This window comes from Nonomuraea sp. NPDC050733 (assembly GCF_040654215.1).
Taxonomy (GTDB): domain Bacteria; phylum Actinomycetota; class Actinomycetes; order Streptosporangiales; family Streptosporangiaceae; genus Nonomuraea.
Genome location: NZ_JBFAHO010000043.1, coordinates 38,841 through 64,126 on the forward strand (window position 1 = coordinate 38,841; position 25,286 = coordinate 64,126).

General features: G+C 71.5%; 27 protein-coding genes and 1 pseudogene. 14 read left to right on the forward strand and 14 right to left on the reverse strand.

All coding sequences use genetic code 11. From position 1 onward, the window contains the following. Positions 1-166 precede the first annotated feature (166 nt). Positions 167-1,603 carry an amidophosphoribosyltransferase gene (gene purF / locus AB0H64_RS38235; protein ID WP_357634839.1) on the forward strand — a complete coding sequence of 479 codons (1,437 nt, stop codon included), beginning with the start codon at positions 167-169 and terminating at the stop codon, positions 1,601-1,603. Further along, positions 1,600-2,625: a phosphoribosylformylglycinamidine cyclo-ligase gene (gene purM, locus AB0H64_RS38240; RefSeq protein WP_357634842.1), complete on the forward strand. Its 1,026-nt coding sequence runs from the start codon at positions 1,600-1,602 to the stop codon at positions 2,623-2,625. Before purF ends, purM begins: the two co-directional genes overlap by 4 nt. A 147-nt stretch (positions 2,626-2,772) precedes the next feature. Here the strand turns inward: purM and AB0H64_RS38245 are convergent, their stop codons facing one another. Both AB0H64_RS38245 and AB0H64_RS38250 read right to left on the reverse strand, forming a co-directional pair. After that, on the reverse strand, positions 2,773-3,000 hold the full coding sequence (locus AB0H64_RS38245; RefSeq protein WP_310716114.1) for a DUF3073 domain-containing protein: 228 nt from the start codon (positions 2,998-3,000) through the stop codon (positions 2,773-2,775). A 151-nt stretch (positions 3,001-3,151) separates the two neighbouring features. Continuing rightward, positions 3,152-4,231, reverse strand: coding sequence for a Glu/Leu/Phe/Val dehydrogenase dimerization domain-containing protein (locus AB0H64_RS38250; protein WP_357634844.1), 1,080 nt, complete (start codon positions 4,229-4,231; stop codon positions 3,152-3,154). Positions 4,232-4,337: 106 nt separating this feature from the next. Here AB0H64_RS38250 and AB0H64_RS38255 point away from each other — a divergent pair, with 106 nt between their 5' ends. Further along, the gene (locus AB0H64_RS38255) at positions 4,338-5,201 is read left to right on the forward strand and encodes a hypothetical protein (RefSeq protein ID WP_357634847.1); all 864 of its coding nucleotides are present in this window, start codon (positions 4,338-4,340) and stop codon (positions 5,199-5,201) included. Positions 5,202-5,523: 322 nt separating this feature from the next. Then, positions 5,524-5,727, forward strand: coding sequence for a developmental transcriptional regulator BldC (gene bldC, locus AB0H64_RS38260; RefSeq protein ID WP_013133571.1), 204 nt, complete (start codon positions 5,524-5,526; stop codon positions 5,725-5,727). Between the two features lie 239 nt (positions 5,728-5,966). On the opposite strand, the gene AB0H64_RS38265 is transcribed toward bldC, so the two are convergent. Then, a complete protein-coding gene (locus AB0H64_RS38265) occupies positions 5,967-6,632 on the reverse strand; it encodes a TetR/AcrR family transcriptional regulator (RefSeq protein ID WP_357634849.1) in 666 nt (221 codons plus the stop codon). A 156-nt stretch (positions 6,633-6,788) separates the two neighbouring features. Here AB0H64_RS38265 and AB0H64_RS38270 point away from each other — a divergent pair, with 156 nt between their 5' ends. The 4 genes from AB0H64_RS38270 to AB0H64_RS38285 all read left to right on the forward strand — a co-directional run bounded on the left by AB0H64_RS38270 (position 6,789) and on the right by AB0H64_RS38285 (position 10,722). Then, entirely contained in the window at positions 6,789-7,829 is a 1,041-nt protein-coding gene (locus AB0H64_RS38270; protein ID WP_357634851.1) for a LacI family DNA-binding transcriptional regulator, read from the forward strand. 119 nt (positions 7,830-7,948) lie between these two features. Beyond that, positions 7,949-8,197, forward strand: a complete 249-nt coding sequence (locus tag AB0H64_RS38275) for a hypothetical protein (protein WP_357634854.1) — start codon at positions 7,949-7,951, stop codon at positions 8,195-8,197. 90 nt (positions 8,198-8,287) lie between these two features. Beyond that, a complete protein-coding gene (locus AB0H64_RS38280; protein WP_357634857.1) occupies positions 8,288-9,115 on the forward strand; it encodes an N-acetylmuramoyl-L-alanine amidase in 828 nt (275 codons plus the stop codon). Beyond that, a complete protein-coding gene (locus AB0H64_RS38285) occupies positions 9,112-10,722 on the forward strand; it encodes a beta-N-acetylhexosaminidase (RefSeq protein ID WP_357634859.1) in 1,611 nt (536 codons plus the stop codon). Before AB0H64_RS38280 ends, AB0H64_RS38285 begins: the two co-directional genes overlap by 4 nt. Before the next feature lie 29 nt (positions 10,723-10,751). On the opposite strand, the gene AB0H64_RS38290 is transcribed toward AB0H64_RS38285, so the two are convergent. The 3 genes from AB0H64_RS38290 to AB0H64_RS38300 all read right to left on the reverse strand — a co-directional run bounded on the left by AB0H64_RS38290 (position 10,752) and on the right by AB0H64_RS38300 (position 13,134). Beyond that, positions 10,752-11,303 (reverse strand): GNAT family N-acetyltransferase, encoded by a 552-nt coding sequence (locus AB0H64_RS38290; RefSeq protein ID WP_357634862.1) that lies wholly within the window; start codon positions 11,301-11,303, stop codon positions 10,752-10,754. 76 nt (positions 11,304-11,379) lie between these two features. Then, positions 11,380-12,477: a quinone-dependent dihydroorotate dehydrogenase gene (locus AB0H64_RS38295; RefSeq protein WP_357634865.1), complete on the reverse strand. Its 1,098-nt coding sequence runs from the start codon at positions 12,475-12,477 to the stop codon at positions 11,380-11,382. 6 nt (positions 12,478-12,483) lie between these two features. After that, positions 12,484-13,134: a response regulator transcription factor gene (locus AB0H64_RS38300; protein WP_357634868.1), complete on the reverse strand. Its 651-nt coding sequence runs from the start codon at positions 13,132-13,134 to the stop codon at positions 12,484-12,486. Positions 13,135-13,152: 18 nt separating this feature from the next. Between AB0H64_RS38300 and AB0H64_RS38305 the strand changes: the two genes are divergently transcribed. The 3 genes from AB0H64_RS38305 (at position 13,153) to AB0H64_RS38315 (ending at position 14,909) form a co-directional block, all read left to right on the forward strand. Continuing rightward, entirely contained in the window at positions 13,153-13,527 is a 375-nt protein-coding gene (locus tag AB0H64_RS38305) for a tautomerase family protein (protein WP_357634870.1), read from the forward strand. 93 nt (positions 13,528-13,620) lie between these two features. Continuing rightward, entirely contained in the window at positions 13,621-14,301 is a 681-nt protein-coding gene (locus tag AB0H64_RS38310; RefSeq protein WP_357634872.1) for a TIGR04282 family arsenosugar biosynthesis glycosyltransferase, read from the forward strand. Next, a complete protein-coding gene (locus AB0H64_RS38315; protein ID WP_357634875.1) occupies positions 14,298-14,909 on the forward strand; it encodes a methyltransferase domain-containing protein in 612 nt (203 codons plus the stop codon). Before AB0H64_RS38310 ends, AB0H64_RS38315 begins: the two co-directional genes overlap by 4 nt. A gap of 5 nt (positions 14,910-14,914) precedes the next feature. Here the strand turns inward: AB0H64_RS38315 and AB0H64_RS38320 are convergent, their stop codons facing one another. Further along, complete coding sequence (locus AB0H64_RS38320; RefSeq protein WP_357634877.1) at positions 14,915-15,622, reverse strand: hypothetical protein; 708 nt, start codon at positions 15,620-15,622, stop codon at positions 14,915-14,917. Between the two features lie 89 nt (positions 15,623-15,711). On the opposite strand from AB0H64_RS38320, the gene lpdA reads away from it, so the two are divergent. After that, entirely contained in the window at positions 15,712-17,091 is a 1,380-nt protein-coding gene (gene lpdA, locus AB0H64_RS38325) for a dihydrolipoyl dehydrogenase (RefSeq protein ID WP_357634880.1), read from the forward strand. Between the two features lie 68 nt (positions 17,092-17,159). Here the strand turns inward: lpdA and AB0H64_RS38330 are convergent, their stop codons facing one another. The 5 genes from AB0H64_RS38330 to AB0H64_RS38350 all read right to left on the reverse strand — a co-directional run bounded on the left by AB0H64_RS38330 (position 17,160) and on the right by AB0H64_RS38350 (position 22,157). Next, positions 17,160-18,065: an LLM class flavin-dependent oxidoreductase gene (locus AB0H64_RS38330; protein WP_357634883.1), complete on the reverse strand. Its 906-nt coding sequence runs from the start codon at positions 18,063-18,065 to the stop codon at positions 17,160-17,162. Positions 18,066-18,117: 52 nt separating this feature from the next. Further along, a complete protein-coding gene (locus tag AB0H64_RS38335) occupies positions 18,118-19,209 on the reverse strand; it encodes an FAD-dependent oxidoreductase (RefSeq protein ID WP_357634886.1) in 1,092 nt (363 codons plus the stop codon). Between the two features lie 90 nt (positions 19,210-19,299). After that, positions 19,300-19,776 (reverse strand): MarR family transcriptional regulator, encoded by a 477-nt coding sequence (locus AB0H64_RS38340; RefSeq protein WP_357634888.1) that lies wholly within the window; start codon positions 19,774-19,776, stop codon positions 19,300-19,302. Between the two features lie 54 nt (positions 19,777-19,830). Continuing rightward, positions 19,831-20,283 carry an anthrone oxygenase family protein gene (locus AB0H64_RS38345; protein ID WP_357634891.1) on the reverse strand — a complete coding sequence of 151 codons (453 nt, stop codon included), beginning with the start codon at positions 20,281-20,283 and terminating at the stop codon, positions 19,831-19,833. Between the two features lie 47 nt (positions 20,284-20,330). Next, positions 20,331-22,157, reverse strand: a complete 1,827-nt coding sequence (locus tag AB0H64_RS38350; RefSeq protein ID WP_357634894.1) for a protein kinase — start codon at positions 22,155-22,157, stop codon at positions 20,331-20,333. Positions 22,158-22,227: 70 nt separating this feature from the next. Between AB0H64_RS38350 and AB0H64_RS38355 the strand changes: the two genes are divergently transcribed. After that, a complete protein-coding gene (locus AB0H64_RS38355; RefSeq protein ID WP_357634896.1) occupies positions 22,228-22,752 on the forward strand; it encodes a GNAT family N-acetyltransferase in 525 nt (174 codons plus the stop codon). Positions 22,753-22,807: 55 nt separating this feature from the next. Then, positions 22,808-23,679 (forward strand): annotated as a pseudogene (locus AB0H64_RS38360) (IS5 family transposase); the annotation flags it as partial. A gap of 17 nt (positions 23,680-23,696) precedes the next feature. Here the strand turns inward: AB0H64_RS38360 and AB0H64_RS38365 are convergent. Then, a complete protein-coding gene (locus AB0H64_RS38365) occupies positions 23,697-24,068 on the reverse strand; it encodes a MerR family transcriptional regulator (protein ID WP_357634899.1) in 372 nt (123 codons plus the stop codon). Positions 24,069-24,094: 26 nt separating this feature from the next. Continuing rightward, complete coding sequence (locus AB0H64_RS38370; RefSeq protein WP_357634900.1) at positions 24,095-24,847, reverse strand: SDR family oxidoreductase; 753 nt, start codon at positions 24,845-24,847, stop codon at positions 24,095-24,097. Positions 24,848-25,286 lie beyond the last annotated feature (439 nt).

Consider the following 25,286-nt stretch of genomic DNA (forward strand, 5'->3'; position numbering starts at 1 on the left):
TGCATGCCGGACACTTCACCTTTACGCGGAGAGCAGCCCAGAAAGGGCGTGACACGGTAAATCCGCGTCCATCCTTGGGCCACCATGCGTTTAACGACCACCGGTACGGCCCCCCAACCGGCCCCGGGTGCACGAGCAGCGAAGCGTCCGACCTAAACTGAAGCACGTGCTGAAAGGCGACGGCCGGCTCGGCCATGACCTGGACCCCGACGATCGAGCTCCGCAAGACGCCTGTGGCGTCTTCGGCGTGTGGGCGCCAGGCGAGGAAGTGTCCAAACTCACCTACTACGGGCTGTACGCGTTGCAGCACCGCGGCCAGGAGTCCGCGGGCATCGCAGTCAGCGAGGGCAGCCGCATTCTCGTCTACAAGGACATGGGGCTGGTGTCCCAGGTCTTCGACGAGTCCGTGCTGGGCACCCTGCGCGGTCACCTGGCGATCGGCCACTGCCGCTACTCCACGACCGGATCCAGTGTGTGGGAGAACGCGCAGCCCACGCTGAGCTCCACCGAGGTCGGCGGGCTCGCCCTGGCCCACAACGGCAACCTCATCAACACCGCTGAGCTGTCCCAGCGTCTGGCCCCCGGCGCGACGCGGGCCACCACCGACACCGAGGTGCTGGCCGCGCTGCTGGCCCAGGACCGCAGCAAGTCGGTCGAGGACTCGGCCGCCGAGCTGCTGCCGCAGGTCAAGGGCGCGTACTCGCTCGTGTTCATGGACGAGACGACCCTCTACGCGGCGCGCGACCCGCAGGGCATCCGCCCGCTGGTGCTGGGCCGCCTGGAGCGCGGGTGGGTGGTCGCCTCCGAGACGGCCGCCCTCGACATCGTGGGCGCCACGTTCGTGCGGGAGATCGAGCCGGGCGAGCTGCTCACGATCGACGAGCAGGGCGTCAGGTCGCGCCGCTTCGCGCTGGCCGAGCCCAAGGGCTGCCTGTTCGAGTACGTCTACCTCGCCCGCCCCGACACCACGATCGCCGGCCGGGGCGTCCAGGTGACCCGCGTCGAGATCGGCCGCGCGCTGGCCCGCGAGCACCCGGTCGAGGCCGACCTGGTCATCCCCACGCCCGAGTCCGGCACCCCCGCCGCCGTCGGCTACGCCGAGGAGAGCGGCATCCCGTACGGCCAGGGCCTGGTGAAGAACTCCTACGTCGGCCGGACGTTCATCCAGCCGTCGCAGACCATCCGCCAGCTCGGCATCCGGCTCAAGCTCAACCCGCTGCGCGAGGTCGTGCAGGGCAAGCGCCTCGTCGTCGTGGACGACTCGATCGTGCGCGGCAACACCCAGCGCGCGATCGTCAAGATGCTGCGCGAGGCCGGGGCCAAGGAGGTGCACGTGCGCATCTCCTCGCCGCCGGTGTCGTGGCCGTGCTTCTACGGCATCGACTTCGCCACCCGCGCCGAGCTGATCGCCGGCTCCCTGTCGGTGGAGGAGATCCGGGCCTCGCTCGGCGCCGACTCGCTCGGCTACATCTCGCTGGAGGGGCTGACCCGGGCCACCACGATCCCGGCCGAGCGGCTGTGCCGCGCCTGCTTCGACGGCTCCTACCCCATCCCCATCGACCAGGACAACGTCGGCAAGTACGTACTGGAGAGCAAGGCGTGACGAGCTACGAGGCCGCCGGCGTCGACATCGAGGCCGGCGAGCGCGCGGTCGCGCTGATGAAGGACAAGGTCGCGCGCTCGCGCCGGCCCGAGGTGGTGGACGACGCCAGCGGCTTCGCCGGGCTGTTCGACGCCTCGGCGCTGCTGAAGTACCAGCGGCCGCTGCTGGCGACCTCCACCGACGGCGTGGGCACCAAGGTGATGATCGCCCAGCGCTACGGCAAGCACGACACGATCGGCATCGACCTGGTCGGCATGGTCCTGGACGACCTGGTGGTGTGCGGGGCCGAGCCGCTGTTCATGACCGACTACATCGCCTGCGGCAAGGTGGTGCCCGAGCGGGTCGCCGAGATCGTCGGCGGCATCGCCGAGGGCTGCCGGCTGGCCGGCGCCGCCCTGGTGGGCGGCGAGACGGCCGAGCACCCCGGCGCGATGGCGGCCGACGAGTACGATCTGGCGGGCGCCGGCACGGGCGTCGTGGAGGCGTCGGCCATGCTCGGGCCCTCGCGGGTGCGCGAGGGCGACGTGGTGCTGGGCCTCGCCTCCTCGGGCGTCCACTCCAACGGCTACTCGCTGGTGCGTCACGTGGTGCGCGAGGCGGGGCTGTCGCTGGACGCGGAGCTGCCCGAGCTGGGCCGGCCGCTCGGCGAGGAGCTGCTGGAGCCGACCCGGATCTACTCCCTCGACTGCCTGGCCCTGGCCGGGGCGGTGGAGGTGCACGCGTACGCGCACATCACGGGCGGCGGCGTCGAGGGCAACCTGTCGCGCTCGCTGCCCGGCCACCTCGACGCGCTGCTCGACCGCTCCTCCTGGACGCCCCCGGCGATCTTCGAGGTGCTCGCCGGGCACGGCGGGATCGCGCGCAAGGACATGGACCGCACGTTCAACCTGGGCGTCGGGATGGCGGCGATCCTCGCCCCCGAGGTCGCGGACGAGGCGGTGCGGCTGCTCGCGGAGCGCGGGCTGCCCGCGTGGGTGCTCGGCGAGGTCGTGCCCGGCTCAGGCCAGGCCCGCTACCGCTGAGCCGGGAGCGCGCCGCGCCGCACGACGAAAGCCCCACGGGCGGATGCCCGTGGGGCTCTGCTCGATGGACACGCGGCCCGACCCGGCGCGGAGGTCACGCCAGGTGATGGGCCACGTCAACCAGAAGCACGTCAACCAGGAGAACGTCTACCGGCGGCCGGACGTACGGTCATCGTCGTCGTCTCCGCTCACGTACTCGTCCGCGTAATCGGAGTAGCGATCCGCGAGCTCGTCGTTGAGGTCGTCGGCGTCGTCACTGCTGGAGTCTCCGACCCCGAGTTCATCGCGAAGACGGTCAAGATCCGTGCCACCGCTGTTGTACTTCAGCTGGCGAGCAACCTTGACCTGCTTGGCCTTTGCTCGGCCGCGCCCCATTGGCTCGACCCCCTCATGTGGGGTCGTCCCCGACCCCTCGTCGCTAACGCACCACACGCTGACGCCACCTGACTATGGGCGTCAGCCTATCGTTCGCCTATTACCGTACCTGTTTTGTGCCCAGCTCGGTACGTCGTATGGGCGCGGGGCGTCAGTGGCCCAGCCAAATGGCCCGAATCCGCCCGACTTCCGACATTCTGCGCTCCGCTAGCCTATCGGCTGCGACGGCCGGAGGGACGCCCTCGTCGCCCGCGATCGCGAAAATCTTCAGCGTGGTGTCGTAGATCCGGGCGGCCTTGGCCCTGGCGCGTTCCATGTCGAAGCCGCGGAGCTCGTCGGCCACCTGGATGACGCCGCCGGAGTTGACCACGTAGTCGGGCGCGTACAGGATGCCGCGCTCGGCGAGCTGCTTCTCGACGCCGGGATGGGCGAGCTGGTTGTTGGCCGCGCCGCAGACGATGCCCGCCCGCAGCCGCGTGACCGTGGCGTCGTCGAGGGCGCCGCCCAGCGCGCAGGGGGCGAAGACGTCGATGTCGGAGCCGGTCAGCGCCTCGGCGTCGGCGACGACGTCCACCTCGGGGTGCCGCAGCCGCACGCGCTCCACGGCGCGCTCGTCCACGTCGCACACGACGACGTCGGCGCCGTCCTCGCGCAGCAGCTCCACCAGACGGTGGCCGACCTTGCCGACGCCCTCGACGCCGACCCGCCGGCCGCGCAGCGTGGGCGCGCCGTACACCCGCTCGGCCGAGGCCCGCATGCCCTGGAAGACGCCGAAGGCGGTGAGGATGGAGGAGTCGCCGGCGCCGCCCTGGGCGAGCGTGCGGCCGGTCACGAAGCGCGACTCCCGCGAGACGACGTCCATGTCCTCGCTGTAGGTGCCGACGTCGCAGGCGGTGACGTAACGCCCGCCGAGCGACTCGACGAACCTTCCGTAGGCGCGCAGCAGCGCCTCGCTCTTGTCGCGCGACGGGTCGCCGATGATGACGGCCTTGCCGCCGCCGTGGTCGAGCCCGGCCAGCGCGTTCTTGTAGGACATGCCGCGGGAGAGATTGAGCACGTCGGCGAGCGCGGCCTGCTCGCTCTCGTACGGATAGAACCTCGTGCCGCCGAGGCCGGGCCCGAGGGCCGTGCTGTGGACGGCGATGATGGCGCGCAGGCCGCTGCGCGGGTCGGCGCAGAACACGACCTGCTCGTGCGCGTCCTTGTGAGACGGGTCGAAGACGTCGGTCACGGTAGTGACTCCCTGTCCGGTCCACCGCATCTTCGCGGCGGAGATCACTTCCCAGGGTAGTGGCCGCAACGGTGCGAGCTGATTGTCTTCATGACACGATGCCTCCGTGCTGCCCTATGCCGCGTATCTCCGTGTCTACGAGCCGTTGACCGCATTCCCCGAGCCCGAGCAGAAGGCATGGGCCGAGTACGCCGACTCGCGTGACCGTCCGCGCCGCGCCAACGCCCTGAACGCGGAGCACGGCGAGTCGATCAGGCGTCTGCTCGGCAGGCCGCCTCACCCGGTTCCCGCCCAGGAGAGCCCCAACGCCTACCTGCGGCGGGTGGAGGACCGTCTCTATGTGTGCCCCTGGCAGACGCGGCTGCGCTCCTGGATGGCGTTCTCACGGCTGCGCGGCGCCACCCCGGCCAAGCTGATGGACCGTCTCGTCCCCAAGGCGATCTCCGACCAGACGGCCGACGACTTCGACCGGTACAAGCAGGCGGCCGGCTCCTCCGCCCTGCGCACCCACATCCGCACGACGGCCTGGCACGTGCCGTCGTCGTGGTTCGTGCCGTTCGACGGCAACGAGCGCTGGCTGGTGCTCGGCGGCTCGGCCCCGGGACAGGACGTGACCACGGCCACGGGGCGCAACCTCATCTACGTCACCTCCATGGCGCAGGCCCGCCGGCGCGCGGCCAGGGCCCTGCAGGTGCTGCGGAAGCACCTGGGCGAGGTGCCGTCCCACATCGACGTGGAGGACGTGGCCCGCTGGCTGGAGGAGTTCCACCCGCACTCGCTGGTCGAGCTCGACTACGGCGGTCTGGTGCACCTCATGGACGACGACGCGCTGCAGGCGGACCAGTCGGTGGCGGAGCTGTCGGCGGCGCTCACGGGCCTGGACACGGGTCAAGAAGAGCTTGCCTACGCCATGTACCAGAGGGTCAACCTGCGCTGGAAGTCAATGCAACTTCTGGAATCTGCCAACTGAACCCCAATACAACCGTCTGACCTGCATGAGTGGGTCATGACTAGCGGCTGCTCGCTTCTGCGAACTGAGCAGTTTGCCGTTTTCACTGCGATACCACGAAACGTGTCGCTAGAATCACCGAGCGTGACATCGCCATGAGGGCGGGCAGTTGGGTCAAAGAAGGGCTCGCCAATCGCTCTACGTGGCGGTATGGTCACTTCGGGTGATGCCGCATATGGGCCAGAAAAGCCGCACGCTTTGGGCCATAGGGGGACATCCGTGACACGCGCAAAGGCAGTCACAGGATCGCTGAGCCGGTCCACACGGAGGAGAGGCCGCACAAATGTCAGCTCGTACACCCGAGGCCGAGCCGCTGCTCACGCCCGCCGAGGTCGCGACCATGTTCAGGGTCGACCCCAAGACCGTCACCCGGTGGGCCAAGGCGGGCAAGTTGACGTCGATCCGCACCCTCGGAGGACACCGGCGTTACCGGGAAACCGAGGTTCGGGCGCTTCTGGCGGGCATTCCGCAGCAGCGCTCGGAGTAGTGCCGAGGTCGTCACGGACCTCAGGGGGGTTGAACGGTGGGCCTGGCCGGCGGCCCGGTCCACCACTGTGACGACGGACGTCGCTCTGGGAAGTTGGCGCCGCCCGCCCGGCGCCATTCTTCCGGCCGTGCCTCCTGGCCGTTCCAACGGCCGTGCTTCCTGGCCGTTCCACCGGCCGTGCTTCCTGGCGGTTCCACCGGCCGTCGCGGCACATGTCCCCCGGCCCCCTCGGGCCCGGCCTACCCCGGCTGGTCCCCCGTCAGCGCGTGGAGCAGCCGGGCGGCCTCGCCGTCACGGCGGGCGGCGACACCCAGCAGGGCCACCATGTCCTCCACGAGGAGCCGCTCCAGCTCCGCGCGCTCGATGTCGCGGTTCTCCAGCCAGTCGAGCCCCGCCGTCTCCACCGACGCGATCCACGAACGCAGCGTCGCCCGTAGCACCGGGCTCGGCTCCGCCACGCGCATCTGCCGCTGGATCAGCAGGAACAACCGCCCGCGCACGCCGTCGACGATCTCACCGACCTCGCCCGCGCGGTTCGCCGGGCCGCCACGGAGCAGCGCCGCGTAGCCGGCCGCGTGCTGCTCCACGAAGTCGAAGTAACGCGCGATCCCCGCGGCCAGCTCCTCCAGCGGCCGGCCGCTCCCCTGCGGCCGCAGTCGCGACTCCAGCAGCTCCGCGGCGCTTCTCAGCGCGGCCACGTAGAGCTCCTGCTTGCCGCCGAAGTAGTGGTAGACCAGCGCCCGCGACGCTCCCGCCGCCGAGGCGACGTCGTCGATCGAGACGTGCTCGGCGTCGCGCCTGCTGAACAGCTCCAGGGCGGCCGTTATCAGCTCCTCGCGGCGACGGTCGACGCTCAGCCTGCGCCGCGCCGGTCGCGGCGTCTCTGTCACAGGGAGCTCTGTCACAGGGAGCACAGTATCCGACCAGATGCGGCCATAGCGGACAGATGCCGTCATGGACGTCATGGTCAATATGAGGCTTCCCTAACCCAGGCCGTACCCTGCGGGGAACTCGATCGTTTGGTGAGACAGGTGCCCAACTTCGCATCGCGGGGGAGACCCATGTCAGGACCACCCGTCAAGTCTTCAACCATCAACGACCTCCGGGAGATACCCCGGCCAAGACCCACCATCCGGAACGTCGCCGAGCGCGCCGGCGTCTCCAAATCGCTGGTATCGCTCGTGCTCCGCGGCTCACCGCACGTGAGCGAGCACCGGCGGCAGGCCGTGCTCCAGGCGGCCCGCGAGCTCGGCTACCGGCCCAACGCGGTCGCGCGCAGCCTGGTCGAGGGCCGTACCCACCTGGTCGGTGCGCTCGTAGCCGACCTGCACAACCCCCTCTACGCCGAGGTCCTCGACGGCCTCCAGGAGAGCCTGCACGGCGACGGCCTGCGCATGCTCATCGGCAACAGCCAGTGGGACCCCGCGTTCGAGGACGAGGCCGTGGAGGCCTTCCTGGAGCTGAGGGTCGACGGGCTGGTGTTGTTAGGCATCGCGCCGACCAGCGACACGCTGATGGAGGCCACCTCCTACACACCCACGGTCGTCGTGGGGGAACGTGACATCGAGCTCGGCGGCGTCGACATCGTGGTCGACGACGACCAGCTCGGCGCCCGCCTGGCCATCGACCACCTGGTCGAGCTCGGCCACAAGCGGATCGCCCACATCGAGGGCGCCCGGCCGACCCGCTGCGAGGGTTACCTCGTGGCCATGCGGCGGCACGCGCTGGCGCCGTACATCATGGTCGAGGCCGCGGACTCGACCGAGGACGGCGGGCGCAAGGCCGCGCTCGCGCTGCTGACCCGCGACCCCAGGCCCACGGCGATCTTCGCCGCCACCGACGCGGTGGCGCTCGGCGTGCTCTCGGCCGCCGCGGAGCTGGGCCTCGCCGTGCCCGGCGACCTGTCGGTCGTCGGCTACGACAACACCCAACTGTCCGCCTCGCACCACATCTCCCTCACCTCGGTCGACCAGCCGCGCCGCGCCATGGGCCGTTCGGCCGCGGCACTGCTCAGCGACCGCATCGGAGATCCCGGCAAGGTCACGCGGCTGCGCCAGGTCACCCCCGAACTCGTCGTACGGCGCAGCACGGGCCCCGCCTAAGAGCGGCCAAAAACTCGGTCAACACACCCGGTATCCCGGCCTCCTGGAGGTTTACTCGTCAGGTCATGCGATACGCGGCCGTACACGGTGCGGTCGCGAATCTGATCCGGGGGACAGTCATGCGTGATCCAGAACTGGTTTCCTGCGCCCAGCGCGCCGCGTCCGAGCTCGAACGCGCCTGGGCGCAGTGGCGGGCGAGCCGGGGTCGTGCCGGGGACAACGGCGCCGAGTCCGTGGCCGGCTACGTCGCCCACTCCCTCGACCACCCGTGGGGGCGGCCCCGCGTCGTGCTCGGCCTCGACGCCGAGGACGCCCGGGAGCTCGCCGCCCTCCTCCAGCGCCAGGAGGTCGCCGAGCGCGTCTGGTGACAGCCGTGACGGATCGATCACGGGCGCGGACCGATGCCTTCGGCGGCGAACGCGCCGGGACAGCGCGTGTCTTGACGTAAGTTGGAGCGCATGCGTGCTTTCCCCGTCACCCTCCTCGCCGCCTGCGGCCTGATCGCCTCCGCGTGCGGCACGGCCGCCACGGCCGTCGTCCCGGCCTCCGGCGGCCCGGCCGGGCAGGCGCAACCGGCGACCGCGTCCACGGCGGGGCCGGGAGCGGGCAGGACCGGCGGGGCCAAGCCGCTCGCCGGCAAGGTCGTGGTCGTCGACCCCGGCCACAACGGCGGCAACCACCGCGACCCCAAGGCCGTGAACCGCAAGGTCAACGTGCTGACCCAGTGGAAGGCGTGCGACACCACCGGCACCTCCACCAACGACGGCTACACCGAGGCCGCGTTCACCTGGGACGTCTCCAACCGGCTCGTCAAGATCCTCAAGAGCCGGGGCGCCACGGTCAAGCTGACCAGGTCCGACAATGCCAGCGTGGGCCCGTGCATCACCCAGCGGGCCGCGATCGGCAACCGCGCCAAGGCCGACGCCGCGATCTCCATCCACGGCGACGGGTCCGCGCCCGCCAACCACGGCTTCCACGTGATCATGCCGAAGAAGATCGACGGGCCGGTCGACCCGGTCGTCGGCGACTCGCGCAAGCTGGGCGTGGCGGTCCGCGACTCCTACCGGCAGGGCACCGGCCTGCCCTACTCCACCTACATCGGCAGCAAGGCGCTGGACTTCCGCTCCGACCTCGGCGGCCTGAACCTCTCGACCGTGCCGAAGATCTTCATCGAGTGCGGCAACATGCGCAACGCCGCCGAGGCGGCCAAGTTCCGCGACCCGGCGTTCCGGCAGCGGATCGCCCTGGCGCTGGCGAACGGCATGCAGCACTATCTCCAGCCATGATTCCTCGCCCCCGCCTGATCCGCCACCTGTCCGGCTCCTTCGAGCTGACCCCCGGGTCCGTCGTCTCCGGGCCCGCCGCGCCGGTCGACGCCGTGCGCCTCGCGCTGCCCGGGCTCGACCTGCGGCCCGGCGACTCCGGTGACATCGACGTACGGCTCGACCCGGCCCTCGCGCCGGAGGCGTACCGGCTGGTCACCGGGTCGCGCGGGGTGGAGATCACGGCGGGCGGGCGGGCCGGGGCGTTCTACGCCGCGCAGACCCTCCACCAGCTCCTGCCCGACGCCTCCTACCGGGCGCCGGCCGGGCCCGGCCACGAGCGCGGGTGGAGCGTCCCGGGGGTGCGGGTCGAGGACGAGCCGAGGTTCGCCTGGCGGGGGCTCCACCTCGACGTGGCCCGGCACTTCTTCCCCAAGCGCGAGGTGCTGCGCCTGGTCGACCTGATGGCCGCGCACAAGCTCAACCGGCTGCACCTGCACCTCGTGGACGACCAGGGCTGGCGGGTGGAGAGCAGGGCGTACCCGCTGCTGCACGAGGTGGCCTCGCACCGGCCGCGGACCGCGAGCCACCAGCGGGGCGAGCCGGAGTCCTACGACGGCGTCCCGCACGGCGGCCACTACAGCCTGGCCGACCTGGCGGAGATCGCGGCCTACGCGCGGGTCCGCGAGGTCGTGGTGGTGCCGGAGATCGACGTGCCCGGCCACGCCTCGGCCATCCTGGCGGCCTACCCGTCGCTGGGGGCCACCGGTGAGCGGTACGAGGTGCTCGACCGTTGGGGCATCTCCCCCGCGATCCTTTCGCCGCTGCCGCCGACCGTGGAGTTCCTGACCACGATCTTCGACGAGCTGACCGGCGCCCTGGGCACGACGCCGTTCTTCCACATCGGCGGCGACGAGGTGGTGCTCGACCACTGGGCGGCCTCGCCCGAGGTCGACGCCTACCGGCGGTCGCTGGGGCTGGACTCGATGCCGGCGCTCCAGGCGTGGTTCCTGCGGCGGCTGGCCGACGCCCTGGCCGAGCGGGGCTCGCGGGCGGTGGTGTGGGACGAGGCGTTCGTCAGCGGGAAGCTGCGGCCCGACACGGTCGTCATGCCGTGGCGCGGCATGGGCGTCGGCCGCCGCGCCGCCGCGGCGGGCCACGACGTGGTGGCCACGCCGGTGTTCCCGCTGTACTTCGACTACGCCGAGTCGGCGTCGCCGGACGAGCCGGTGGCGATCGGCGACGAGATCACGGTGGCGGACGTGGCGGCGTTCGTCCCGGCGCCCGCCGACTGGACGGACGAGGAGCGGTCGCGGGTCCTCGGCGCGCAGGCCCAGCTCTGGACCGAGCGCATCCCCGACGCCCGCGTGCTCGACTACCGGGCCTGGCCGCGGGCGTGCGCCCTGGCCGAGGTCGTCTGGGGCGGCGAGGCGGGCCCGGACTTCGCCGACCGGCTGCGGGCGCACCTGGGGCGGCTGGACGCCCTCGGGGTCGAGTACCGTCCGCTGGACGGGCCGCGGCCGTGGCAGCGGCGCCGGCCGCACCGGGCGAGCGCCACGCGGGTGGCCGACGTCATGGAGCGGCTCGACCGCATGACCCACGACGCGGAGTCCACGCGGCCCAGCGTCTAGGTCACGACGTCGAGGTCGGCGCGCGCGGGTCAGAGCGTGGGCGTACGGTCGTTGAGTATGCGCTGGTAGACGCGGTGGTCGCGCCACCGGCCGTCGATGTGGATGAAGTTCGGGGCGACGCCGTACGGCTCGAAGCCGGCCTTCTCCAGCACCCGCTGGGAGGCCACGTTGTCCAGCAGCGTGGCCGCCTCCACGCGGTGCAGGCCCAGCCGCTCGTCGGCGTCGCGGCACACCTCCACCACGGCCCTGGTGGCCAGGCCGCGGCCGGTGTAGCCGGCGTCGAGCCAGTAGCCCAGGTTGGCGCTGTGGAAGGCGCCGTACACGATGCCGGACACGTTCATGCAGCCGACGATCCGGTCGCCGTCGGCCAGCACCCACGGCATGAGCCGGCCGTCGCGGCACTGCTGGAGCTGCGCCTCCAGCCGCTCGGTCTGGCCGGTCAGGGTGAAGAAGGTGTCCGGCCTGCGCGGCTCCCATGGCCGCAGGTGGTCGCGGTTGCGTACGTAGGCGTCGGTGAGCGCCTGCGCGTCGTCCTCGGCGACGGGGCGCATGACGACGTCGTCTGCCAGCGGGATCCTCACCGTCCAACCCTAGGGCCGCCCGCGCCCCGGCTCTCACAGAGGTCCCGCCGATGCGGGTGTCCGGGCGGCCCGGCGGTCAGGAGCCGGTGCGGGTGGCCGGCCCGGGGGTCGTGACCGAGCCGGGGGCGGTGCGGCCGATGACCTCGGTGACGGAGGTCAGGCCGTGGCGGCGGACCCGGCGCGAGAGCTGCCGGTGGATGTGCGAGGCCCACAGCGGCCCGCCGTACACCCAGCCGGTGTAGCCCTGCACGAGCGTGGCCCCGGCCAGCAGCCGCTCCCAGACGTCGTCCACGTCCTCGACGCCCCCGACGGAGACGAGCGTGAGCCGGTCGCCGACGCGGGCCCGCAGCCGCCGCAGCACCTCCAGCGAGCGCGCCTTGAGCGGCCGGCCGGACAGTCCGCCGGTCTCGCCGCTGTGCCTGATCGTGGTGTTGGTCGCGATGATGCCGTCGAGCCCCAGCTCCAGGGCCAGGTCGGCGACCGCGTCCACGTCCTCGTCGGCGAGGTCGGGCGCGATCTTCACCAGCAGCGGGGTACGGCGGGGCGTGCCGTCGGCGACCTCCTTGACCGCGGTGAGCAGCGGGCGCAGCAGCGAGACGGCCTGGAGGTCGCGCAGCCCCGGCGTGTTGGGCGAGCTGACGTTGACCACGAGGTAGTCGGCCAGGGGCGCGAGCTCCTTGGCGCCGGCGACGTAGTCGGCCGCCGCCTCGGACTCGGGCACCACCTTGGTCTTGCCGATGTTGACGCCGACCACCACCGGCACCCCGCGGACGCGGCGCAGGCGGCGTGCGGCGGACGCGGCGCCGGCGTTGTTGAAGCCCATGCGGTTGACGACCGCCCGCTCGCGCACCAGCCGGAACAGGCGGGGCCGCGGGTTGCCGGGCTGGCCGTGCGCGGTGATCGTGCCGACCTCCACGTGGCCGAACCCGAGCGCGGCGGCCCCCTCGGCGCACGCGGCGTCCTTGTCGAAGCCGGCCGCGAGCCCGAGCGGGCCGGGGAAGTGGACGCCGAACGCGCTGACGCGCAGCGCCGGGTCGTGGGGCGCCAGCGCCCTGTGGAGCAGCCGCTTGACCAGCGGCAGCGCCGACAGCAACGCGAGGGCGCGGACGGTGAGGTGGTGCACGGCCTCGGCGTCGAAACGCCGCAAGACCTGCGTGAACACGAGGCGATACATCACGCGTCAGGCTACCAAGCCGGCCTCGTGGGCGATGATCGCGGCCTGCACCCGGTTGCGCACGTCGAGACGGGTGAGGATGGCGCTGACGTACGCCTTCACCGTGCCCTCCACGATGTGCAGCCGTCTGGCGATCTCCGCGTTGGACAGGCCGGCGCCGAGCAGGGCGAGCACCTCGCGCTCCCGCTCGGTCAGCGCCTCGACCCGGTCGCGGGCCGCCGCGCCGCGTGACACGCGCCCGGCGGCGAGCTGGGTGATGACCCGCTGGGCGACCTTGGGCGACAGGTACGCGGCGCCGCCCGCGACGGCGTGGATGCCGGCGATCAGCTCCCGCGGGTCGCCCGACTTGAGCAGGAACCCGCTGGCGCCCACGTCGATGGCCTTGGCGATGTAGTCGTCCTCGCCGAACGTGGTGAGCATCACCACGGCCGTCCCCGGCGCCGCCCGGCGGATCTCGGCGGCGGCGCCGAGCCCGTCGAGCCTGGGCATGCGGATGTCCAGGAGGGCCACGTCAGGGTGGTGGCTGATGGCCAGGTCCACCGCCTCGCGGCCGTCACCCGCCTCGGCCACCACGGTGAGCGTCGGATCGGTGGCGAGGATGGCCCGCACCCCGGCGCGGATCATGGCCTCGTCGTCAGCGAGGAGCAACCGGATCATCCCCCTATAGTGGCGCACATGGCACAGGTGAAGCTCTACGGGCGCAGGGACGTGTGGGCGGGCCGGCAGCGCGAGGTGTCCGACCTCGTCCACTCCTGCCTGGTGGAGGCGTGGGGACTGCCGGAGGAGAAGAGGTTCCACCGGTTCCTGCTGCTGGACGCGGACGATCTCATCTGCCCGCAGCGCGGTGACGGCTACCTGATCATCGAGGTGCTGTGCTTCACGGGGCGCAGCGACGAGGCCAAGCGGGCGCTCATCCGGGCGATCTACGACAGGTGCCCGTACCCCGCCGAGGACGTGGAGATCACCATCGTCGAGATGCCCAAGGTGAACTGGGGCATCCGCGGGGTGCCGGCGGACGAGCTGTCCCTGCCGTACAAGGTGGAGGTCTAATGGAAGGGCGGACGTCGCCCGTTACGACCTCGTAAGAGTTGCCCCGGGTCGCGAGCTCTACGGTCGGTACATGAAGATCGCCCCGGAGGCGGCATGACCACCATCGTGACCATCGCCAAGGAGCCGGTGGCCGGCCGGGTCAAGACCCGCCTCACCCCGCCGCTGAGCCCCGCCCAGGCCGCGCTCCTCGCCGAGGCGGCGATCGAGGACACCCTGCGGGCCGTCGCCGCCACTCCCGCCGGTCAGCGGGTGCTGGCCCTGGACGGGCTGCCCGGGAGCTGGCTGCCGCCCGGCTTCGTGGTGGTCCCCCAGCGCGGGACCGGCCTGGACGAGCGGCTGGCCGCCGCCTTTGCCGACTGCCACCGGCTCCGGCCCGAGCCGGTGGTGCTCATCGGCATGGACACCCCGCAGGTGACGCCCGGCCTGCTGCGCGGCGCGGTGGAGGCTCTGACGGAGTGCGACGCGGTGTTCGGGCCGGCCGCCGACGGGGGCTTCTGGCTGCTGGGGCTGCGGCGGCCCGATCCGGGACTGCTGCTGGGCGTGCCCATGTCGCAGCCGTACACCGGGGCCGCGCAGCTCGAACGGCTCTGCCGGGCCGGGCTGGCGGTGCGGCACCTGCCCGAGCTGACCGACGTGGACACCGCGGCCGACGCCTTCCGGGTGGCCTCCGAGACACCGGCCTCCCGGTTCGCCGCGACGCTGCGCGAGCTGGCGGGCGACACCGGGGCAGGGAACATCGGGGCACGGGTCACCGAGGCGGGCGCGCTCCGATGATGGGAGAGATCTACGCCGACGCCCTCGACGGCGCCCCCGTCGAGATCGAGCACGTCGACGGGGCCCGCGCCGTCCTGGAGGCCGCCCGCTGGCTGGAGCCCATGGACGGCGACGAGGCCATGCTGCGCCGGTGCGCCGGCCCGACCCTGGACATCGGGTCCGGCCCCGGGCGGCTGACCGTCGCGCTCAAGCGCCGCGGCGTGGCCGCCCTGGGCATCGACATCACGCCGCATGCCGTACGGCTGACCCGCAGGGCGGGCGGCTTCGCGCTGCTGCGCAGCGTGTTCGACGAGCTGCCCGGCAGCGGCCGGTGGGAGACGGCGCTGCTCGCCGACGGCAACATCGGCATCGGCGGCCACCCGAACGTCCTGCTGCGCAGGGTCAGGGAGCTGGTACGGCCCGGCGGCGAGGTCATCGTCGAGGTGGAGCGGCCGGGCGTGGCCAGCCGGGTCGAGCGGGTGCGGCTGCGCCGCGGGAGCACCGTGGGCGAGTGGTTCGGGTGGGCGGTGGTGTCGGCCGACGACATCGCGCGGGTCGCCCACTCCAGCGGCTTCGCCCTGGCCGACTGCTGGGAGGAGGTGGGGCGCTGGTTCGCCGGTCTGCGCTGAGCCGGTCAACCCACGCTCCCCAGCAGCACGGCCCCGGCCCCGAGCGCGAGCGCCAGCGGGAAGGCCCACCACCGGGGCGCGGGCCCGGCTCGCAGGACCTGGATCCCGTACGGCACGAGGGCGACGCACAGGCCCACGGTGGCCAGGATCGACATCGGACCGGTGCCCTTGAGCACCCCGATCGGCAGCGCGGTCATCAGCCCCAGGGCGACGCTCCGGACGAGTCCCAGCGTCCCGGCCCGCCACAGCCCGATCGCCAGCACCGCCCACCCGGCGAACACCACGATGTTGAGCGGCTGGAAGACGTGGAAGGCGCTGTAGGCGGCCGCCACGCTCCGCTGCGCGGAGGTCAGCCCCTGGACCTCGACGAGTTGGAAGGCCAGGTGGCTCACGCCGGCGTGGAAGGCACGGGCGAACAGGCCGAGCAGCACCATCACCCCGCCCCAGAGCACCACGCGGGACCCGGGCGAGCGGCGCACCAGCGCGAGCACCCCGGGCCAGAGCAGCACGGCCCCGGCGGCGAAGCATCCGTAGGAGGCGGACATCAGGGCGGGAGCCTCGTCGAAGGCCGCGAGCTGGGCGGGGAAGAAGCCGTCGTACTCCACGCGGAGCAGCACGCCGGCCAGCATCAGGACGGGTGCGAGGACGAGGGTGACGCCCTCGACCCAGCGCCCCGGGAAGCCGTCGGAGGGACGGCCGGAAAGATCGGTCATGGTTAGATCCAAGCCGCCGACAGGCTCCGTATCACTGGGGCAGGGGCGAGGGTCAGGGGTAGACCTAGGTGGACGGTATGGTCCGACTCATGAGCACTCACTATGACGTCGTCGTTCTCGGCGCGGGTCCCGGAGGGTACACGGCCGCGGTCCGCGCCGCCCAGCTCGGGCTGCGCACAGCGGTCATCGAGGAGAAGTACTGGGGTGGCGTCTGCCTGAACGTGGGCTGCATCCCGTCCAAGGCGCTGCTGCGCAACGCGGAGCTGGCTCACATCTTCCACAAGGAGGCCAAGACCTTCGGCATCAGCGGCGAGGTCTCCTTCGACTACGGCGCCGCCTTCACGCGCAGCCGCAAGGTGGCGGACGGCCGGGTCAAGGGCGTTCACTACCTGATGAAGAAGAACGCCATCACGGAGTACGACGGCCGCGGCACCTTCCTGGACCCCAACTCGATCCAGGTGAACGGCGAGACGATCACGTTCGACCACTGCATCATCGCCGCCGGCGCCACCACCCGGCTGATCCCCGGCACGTCGCTGTCGGAGCGCGTGGTGACGTACGAAGAGCAGATCATGACCGGCGAGCTGCCGGGCAGCATCATCATCGCGGGCGCGGGCGCGATCGGCGTGGAGTTCGCGTACGTGCTGCACAACTACGGCGTCAAGGTGACGATCGTGGAGTTCCTCGACCGGGTGGTCCCTCTGGAGGACGAGGAGGTGTCGGCGGAGCTGGCCAAGCGCTACAAGCGGCTCGGCATCGAGATCCTCACCTCCACGCGGGTGGACGCCATCGACGACAACGGCTCCTCGGTCAAGGTCACCGTGACGCGCGACGGCCAGCAGCAGGTGCTGGAGGCCGACAAGGTGATGCAGGCGATCGGCTTCCAGCCGCGGGTCGACGGCTACGGCCTGGAGAAGACCGGCGTGGCCCTCACCGACCGGGGCGCCATCGCGGTCGACGGCCGCTGCCGGACGAGCGTGCCGCACATCTTCGCCATCGGCGACGTCACGGCCAAGCTCATGCTGGCCCACGCCGCCGAGTCCATGGGCGTCATCGCGGCCGAGACCATCGGCGGCGCGGAGACCATGGAGCTCGACTACGTGATGATCCCCCGGGCGACGTACTGCCAGCCGCAGGTGGCGAGCTTCGGCTACACCGAGGCGCAGGCCCGCGACCTGGGCTACGACGTGAAGGTGGCCAAGTTCCCCTTCACCGCCAACGGCAAGGCCCACGGCCTGGGCGACGCCAACGGCTTCGTCAAGATCATCAGCGACGGCAAGTACGGCGAGCTGCTCGGCGCCCACCTCATCGGGCCCGAGGTGACGGAGCTGCTGCCGGAGCTCACGCTGGCCCAGCAGTGGGACCTGACGGTGCACGAGGTCGCGCGCAACGTCCACGCCCACCCGACGCTCGGCGAGGCGGTCAAGGAGGCGATCCACGGCCTGGCCGGCCACATGATCAACATGTAGGGACGTACCTGACGAGATCGGTACGGCCGCCGCCGTACCGATCGTGCCTCGGCCTCTCCGGGGCGTGCTCAGGCTTTGGCGATCGCCTCCCGTACGGCGGGGACGACCTCCCTGGCCCAGCGGCCGAGGAGGAGGGGGTCCGGCCCGCCGTGGCCGGCTGAGAAGAGCATGAAGCCCGACGCGCCGTGCTCCAGCACCGCCCCGGTCAGTTCCTCCACCCACTGCTCGACGGAGCCGCCGATCCAGCGGCCGCCGCGGTCACGCGTGGCGGGCAGCGGCCGGTCGGTGATGCTTCCGGGGAAGTTGAAGACCGTGCGGATCTCGCGCGGGTCGCGGCCCACGGCCGCCGCCGCCTCGTCGATGACCGGCCGGGACTCCCGGTAGCGCTCGCTGAGCCAGTCCGCCGCGTGGCCGGGGATCCAGCCGTCGGCCACCCGCCCGGTGGCGGCCAGGGACTTGCGGCCCACCGATCCGGTCCACACGGGCGGCGCGGCCACGGGAGCCGGCTCGATCTGGTTCACGTGGTAGTGGCGGCCCTCGTAGGTGACCGGGGGGCCACCGCCCGACAGCAGCTTGACCAGGGTGATCGCCTCCTCGAAGGCGTCCACGGCATCGCCCGGTGACAGCTGCGGCACTCCCATGGCGGCGATGCGCTCCCACAGCCCGCCCGCGCCCATGCCGAGCACGACGCGGCCGCCCGACAGCGCCGACAGCGACGTCACGGTCCGCGCCAGCATGGCCGGAGGCCGGGTCGGCAGGTTGGTGACGTTGGCGAAGCCCGTGATGTGCTCCGTGCGTCCCAGGATGAAGCCGAGTGCGGCGTAGGCGTCCAGGCGCTCGCCGATGTAGGGGTGGTCCGACAGCGAGAAGAGGTCGAGCCCGTCGCGGTCGGCCTCCTGGGCCATGTGCAGCAGCTCGGTCATCTCCCCGATGCCGCTGTGCGCGCCGAAACCGAAGAGGACTTTCCTGTCCATGGGATGTTCCGCCTTTCCGTCAAGCATGTTCTGTTCCACGTCCTCCAGCCGTTCAGGCCGCGCCGAACTGCTCGGTGAAGCGGCCGGTGAACAGGTCGGCGCCCTTGTACGCCGAGACGGTCGTCGCCGGGACGACGGCCGGGCCGTCGGGTGTGGGGAGCTGGCCGGCGCCGCCGCGCGGCCCGAGCGGGAGCAGGATCATGGGGTGGGCCGCGGCCTGGTAGGTGGCCGTGGGCCGCTGGCCGCGCAGTTGGGCGGTGATGTTCCGGGCCACGACCTCGGCGTGCTGCATCGCGTACCCGGCCATCTTCGCCTCGGGGACGTCGGTGATGTCGCCGATCGCGTAGACGTGCTCGTACCCGTCGATGTTGAGGGTCTCGGTGACGTGGACCTGTCCCTGCGGTGTGCGGGTGGTGAGCCGGCCGTCGGCGAGGTAGTCGCTGTTGACGCGCACGCCGTGGGCGCGGAACCAGATGTCGGCGGTGATGTCGTCGCCGCCGGTGGTGGTGACGGTGAAGGTGCCGGCCTGACCGGGCTCGGTCGCCGGCGGCGCGGTCAGGCCGGTGCCCAGCCGGAGCCGGATGTCCAGCTCGTCGAGCTGGCGGTGCAGGTCCTGGCGCATCTCCGGCTGGAAGGCGGGCAGCAGCCGCTCGGCCGGGTCGACGACGGTCACCTGCTTGTGCGGCCAGACTTCCTTGATCTCTCCGGCCAGCTCCAGGCCGACCGGCCCGGCGCCGAGGATCAGCACCCGCTCGGCGCCGGCCAGCTCCTTGTGGGTGAGGCGGAGGTCGTCCAGGACCTCCTCGGTGGAGTCGGCCTCGGGCTTGGCCGGGTAGGCATAGCTGGAGCCGGTGGCCAGGACCACGTAGTCCGCCTCGACCCGCTGCCCCGACGCCAGGGTGACGCCGCCGGGGTCCACCGATGCCGCCCGGTCGCGCAGCACCGTGCCGCGCGTCAGCCACTGCTGGTAGGGGAAGAACATGCTGCTCCCCCACTCGGGCCGGGTCAGCGCCCGCAGCGACCCCGCCGTGTTGATGAACGCCTCCCGGGGATCGACGAGGATGACGTCCGCCTCGGACTCCAGCGCCTTGGCGACCGCCGAGCCCCCGTAACCGCCGCCTATGACCGCGACCGTACGACGCATGATTCACACTCCCACATTCAAAAACGAGTTGCAGTTCGCGCTACGAACAATATTAGTTCGAGATGCGAACTGCAACTCTCCTGGGAGTTATCAGCGCTCGGCGGGGGACCTTTCGTCGGGCTCGCGGAAGATCACCGGGACCTTGTTGTCCAGCACGACCCGGCCGAGCAGGCCGGCGAGCGTGTCGCGTTCGGCGGCGTCGAGTCCTTCCGCCAGGCGGTCGACGCGCCGGCAGGTCTCGGCGTAGAAATCCCGCGCGAGCCTGTCTCCGCGCCGGGTGAGCGCGACCCGCACCGCGCGCGAGTCCTGCGGGTCCGGTCGGCGCTCGACCAGGCCGTTGCGCTCGGTGCGGTCCACCAGGCCGGTCAGGCTCGACTTCGCCAGCCCCAGCGTCGCGCCCAGCTCGCTCATGCCGTACGGCTGCGGCATCAGCACGCACAGCAACTGACCCTGCTGCGAGGTGATGCCGTACTCCCGGGCGGACTCGGCGTACACGGCGTTCACCAGGAACGTGGAGCGCACCAGCCCGGCCACAACACCTATCTGGCCATCATCGTCTTTAACCACCCGGCCAGGGTAACATCGAGGCGTCGCGCAGTTCGTGAGACGAACTACGGCTTTTCAGGCCAGCAGGAGCGCCACGCCGACGAGCACCAGAGCGGCGGCGCAGGACAGGCTGCGCACGTGGTTCCAGCGCGTCCAGCGCGGGGAGTACGCCGGCCAGTCCATGTCGCCGGCCTCCAGCGCGTTGTTCATCGGCACGTTGAGCGCGGCCGTCGTCGCCAGCGTGCCGAGCCCGTAGACGGCCGCCGCCGCCAGGCACAGGATGCCCGCCGCCGTGCTCCCGCCCGCGAGCATGAACACCCCCGCGGCCAGCGACGCCGCGGGCGCCAGCAGGAACACCGGCAGGAACCACGGGTTGAGTATCGTCCGGTTGACGCTCCGCATGGCCGCCGTGGCCTGGGCCGGCTCCACGGCGTCGAGGGCGGGCATGACCGTGGTGGAGAAGGCATAGAAGAGCCCGGCCATGAGCCCGTTGAACAGCAGGGAGATGATCGCGAAGGCCGTGGACATGTCCAGATCATCCCAGTCTTCCGCCGGTCCTGCCACCGGGCGAGCCGCTACCACGTGACGGTGGGGCTCTCCCTGCCGCCGCCCCACACGAGCGCGCCGGTGGGCCTCCACCGCTGTCGCACGTCGTGCAGCTGCCCGACCCTGGACGCGGCGACCTTGAACGGGCCGCACATGGCGACGCCGTTGGCCGCCGGCGAGACGTCCTTGCAGATGAACGTCTGGCTGGCGACGTGCTCGGCTTCGGTGTTGTAGAGCTGCACGTGGATGTTCCAGTCGCCCGCGGCCTTCTTGAGCTTGCCCTTCATGAAGATCGTGTCGCCCACCACGGCGATGCACGGCGACATCAACGCGCTCGTACCGGGCCCCGCGGAGACCCAGGGGCGGCACTGCCATTCCGGCGTCGTGCCCAGGCGCGTGGGATCCGTCCTCTTGGTGCCGTCGTCGGGCTTGACCTCGGTCGTGGTCCGGGAGTCGTCCGGCTCGGGCGACCGCACGCGCTCGCTGGGCTTCGTCAGCCCGGTCTCCGGCTTGTCGGCCGTCTTCTTCTTCGGCTCGGTGGACTGCCGCTCCGCGGGCACGGTCGTGCGGTCCCGCACCGGGTGCGTCTCGCCCTTTTTCGGCTCGCCGCTCTTCCCGGTGCCGGGGGTGGAGACAGCGCTGTGCGGCGTGGTCCCCACGGGCAGCGACTGTACGGCCAGCGGTTGCCGGGACGCGGGGCCGTGCGGGGTTCCGGACGCCGGGGCGCGCCAGGGGGCCACGACCGCGACGGCGGTGACGGCGGCGGCCAGGGCGACGGTGACGGCGCCGAGCACGACCACCCGCCGCCGCGACCGGCCCGCGGGCCCTCCCGGACCGGGCGCTCCCGGACCGGGCGAGGGTTCGCTGGGCGCATGGGGCCGGCCGGGGCCGGCGGGTCCGGCGGGTCCGGTCGTCGCGGCGGGCTGGGCGGGACCCGTCGCGGGCGGGGCGCCAGGCGGCAAGGGCGACGGGGCGAGGGGTTCCGAGGTGACCGAGGGGGCGTCCGAGCGTGAGACCGCCGGGAGCGCGGGCAGGCCCGCCAGCGCCGGCCCGGCGTCCCGGAGCGCCGCCGCCACCGCTCCGGCCGGCGGCCGGGCGGCCGGGTCCTTGGCTGCGCACGCCGAGACGAGCGCCCACAGCGCGTCCGGCATCCCGGGCAGCCGCCGGGGCACGGCCATCGCGTGCTGCCGGATCAGCACCATCGGGTGGTCGCCCACGAACGGCGGCCGCCCGGCGAGCAGCTCGTACAGGATCAGCCCGAGGGCGTACACGTCCACGGCAGGCGTCGCGGCACCGCCGTCGGCCACCTCGGGCGCCATGTACACGGGCGTGCCGATGACCGCGCTGGTCTGGGTGAGGCCGGGGCCGTGGAGGATGCGGGCCACCCCGAAGTCCGTCAGCCGTACCTGTCCGGTGGCCCGGTCGAGCAGGACGTTGCCCGGTTTGACGTCGCGGTGGACGATCCCGAGGTCGTGGGCGGCGGCCAGCGCCCCGGCCGTCTGCGCCAGCAGCCCGGCCGCCTCGGCCGGTGGCAGCGTGCCGCGCCGCTGGACCAGCGTGCGCAGGTCACCGCCCTCGACGAGGTCCATCACCAGCGCGAGCCGCTCGCCCTCGACGACGAAGTCGCGGATCGTGACGATGTTGGGGTGCCGCAGGCTGCGCATCACCTGACGTTCCTGGACGAACCGCAGCACCAGGTCCTGGTCGGCGCTGAGGCCGTCGCGCAGCAGCTTGACCGCCACGACCTCGCCGGAGTCCCGGTGCCGCGCCCGCCACACGGTGCCCATCCCACCGGCGCCGATCTCGTCCATGAGCACGTACCCGCTGCCCAGCGAGATCTCGGACCCGTCTGCCATCAACCGCTTTCCCCCTCCGAGAACGGAGATCACAATAGTCAGGAAGATCCGGTTCCAGAAAGATGGGCGCATGCCGCCCGTCACGATCGCGCCCTTCGCCACCCGCCGGCTCGACCTGCTGCCCCTGGCCGTCGAGCACGCCGCCGAGATGGCCGTGGTCCTCGCCGACCCCGCCCTGCACGCGTTCATCGGTGGTGAGCCGCTGGACGAGGACGCGCTGCGGGCCCGCTACGCGCGCCTGGCCGCCGGATCGCCCGACCCCGCCGTGTCCTGGCTCAACTGGGTGATCCGGGTACGGGACGAGGGCCGTCTCGCCGGGTACGTGCAGGCGACCGTCACCGCGGAGTCCGTCGCCGAGGTCGCCTGGGTGGTCGGCACCGGCTGGCAGGGCCGGGGCATCGCCACCGAGGCCGCGCGCGGGCTCGTCGGCCGGCTCCGGGACGCCGGAACGCGCACGGTCGTCGCGCACGTCCACCCCGACCACGCGGCGTCGGCCGCCGTGGCCGCCTCCGCCGGCCTCTCCCCCACCGGCGAGTGGCAGGACGGCGAGATCAGATGGGTTCACCTGCCGGAGCCACTTCCGAAAGGCCCCTAGAGGGTCTGTTTCAGAAGTGGATCGCGTGAGTGATCGACTTCTGGGATGATTTTTAGTGGGTCATGGGGATTTGACCGCCGCGCAGTGGGCGGTCCTGGAGCCGTTGCTGCCGGTTGGTAAGAAGCCGGGCAGGCCGCCGAGGTGGACGAAACGGCAGCTCATCGATGGGATCCGGTGGCGGATACGGACGGGTGCGCCGTGGCGGGACGTGCCTGTCCGGTATGGCGAGTGGGAGACGGTGTACGGGTTGTTCCGGCGCTGGCAGCGGGACGGCACCTTGGCACGGATCTTGAAGGAGTTGCAGGGCAGGGCGGACGCCAAGGGGATGATCACGTGGGAGGTGAGCGTGGATTCCACGATCACTCGCGCGCACCAGCATGCCGCTGGTGCGCGTAAAAGGGGGATCTGCAGGTAGAGCAGCCCGGCGGCGTCGAGGTCGAGCCCGCCGACCACGGGCTGGGGCGCTCTCGGGGTGGGCTGACCACCAAGCTGCATTTGGCCGTCGAGCAGGGCCAGAAGCTGTTATCGCTGATCATCACTGCTGGTCAACGCGGGGATTCTCCCCAATTCCAGCCCGTACTGGAGCGGATTGGTGTGCCCCGGCTGGGGCCGGGACGCCCGCGTAAGCGTCCCGACAGGGTCCGTGCCGATAAGGCGTACGGCTCCCGCGCCAACAGTGCCTACCTGCGCAGGCGCGGCATCGCGTGCACGATCCCGGAGAAGGCCGATCAGATCCGTCACCGCAAGAACCGAGGCAGCAGCGGTGGCCGGCCGCCCACGTTCTGCAAGATCGACTATCGTGAGCGTCATGCCGTGGAATGCGGCATTAACCGGCTCAAACGCCACCGGGCCGTCGCGACCAGGTACGACAAGCTCGCCGTCCGCTACGAAGCCACCGTGACCATCGCCGCCATCAACGAGTGGCTGTGGCCGTGGAACACAGATCAGGCAACCGAGCGGATCTTCCCGCCAGTCACCCGACGCAGCGTCGCCGCCAACCGGTCGCGTGCCTCGATCTGGACGGCAATGCGCTCATCAAAGACGGCAAGGCGATCCAGCGCGATCTGAATGCCCCGGTCCGACGGTGGCGCGGCCACCACGTCACCATCCAGGCACGGCAGGAACGCACGGACATCTGCCAGAGTGAGACCAGCGGCCAGCAAATGGCGGATGTTACGGACCCGCACCACCACGTCCTCGTCGTAGATCCGGTAACCGTTGGGTGCCCGCCTGGAGGCGATCAACCCCTCATCTTCGTAGTGCCGAAGCGCACGCGCGGTCGTGCCCGTGGCCTGCGCCAACTCACCGATACGCACCGATCCCACCTCCGCAGCCAGTCCTATCACGCGACCACTGCCCCACCGTCCACCGGGAGCACCACTCCCGTGACGAACGAGGCCTGCGGCGAGGCGAGTTGCGTGATCGCCCACGCCACCTCCTCGGGGCGACCGATCCGTCCCAGCGGCGTGTGAGCCCTCTGCCACTCCCTGACTGCGGCCATCCGCTCAGGCGACAGCCCTTGATGTTCGCCGATCGGGGTATCGATCCCGCCGGGTGCCACCGCGACCACCCGGACCCCGCGTGGCGCCAACTCCACCGCCCAGCTACGGGTGAGCAGTTCCAGGGCGACCTTCGTCGCCGCATACACCGAGTTGCCCGGCCAAGCACGCTGCCCGACCGACGTGCTCACGTTCACAATCACTCCGCCACGAATCTCCAGCGCGGGCAATGCGGCCTGCGCCAGCAGCATCGGCGCAACCAGGTTCGTCGTCATCTGCGTTTCGATCAAGTCCCGGGTAAGCATCCCGAGCGCCGCGCTGCGAACGATCCCCGCGTTGTTGACCAGCACGTCCAACCGACCGTGTGACTCCATGACGCCGCGCACGATCCCCTCCGCGGCATCCTCGGCGGTGACGTCAGCGATCATCGGATGGATGCTGTCATAGCCGGTCGCGGCCTCCGCCAGCGGCTCCGCCCTGCGGCCCACCGCCACTACCTGCGCGCCTTTCCCCGCGAACATCCGCGCCGTCGCACGGCCGATGCCTGTGCCGGCTCCGGTAACAATAACCACCATGTCCTGCAGTGAGCTGTCCATGCGAGAAATCTTCAGACCATGACGCCAATGACAAGGTCAAGACGGCCAACACCTTTCCCGACCGAACTACACACCAGCCACTCCGCCAACTTCTGAAACAGGCCCTAGAGAGCCCTCCCTGCACCGCCGCGGGTGTCACCCTCGGGTTGCCATCGGTGCGGGCGGGCTGTTCATGTGGACCGCGCCGTTCGGTTGCACTCGGCCGCTGCCGCGCTGCTGCGGCCCGCGTGACGCCCCGGGGATCGGGGCGGTGATCCCGAACAAGGTCGACCAACTCGCCCACAGCCGAGCACGTGGGTCGCCCGGTGGTCGGCCGCCGGTGTTCGACCCGACCACGGCCTAGTTGTATTGACCACGAGCGTTGTTAACAGTGGGGGTTGATCAAAGGAGAGGCCTCCGGTGTGGTGTAGGTGTCGAATCTTCACCGCGCGGAGGCCTC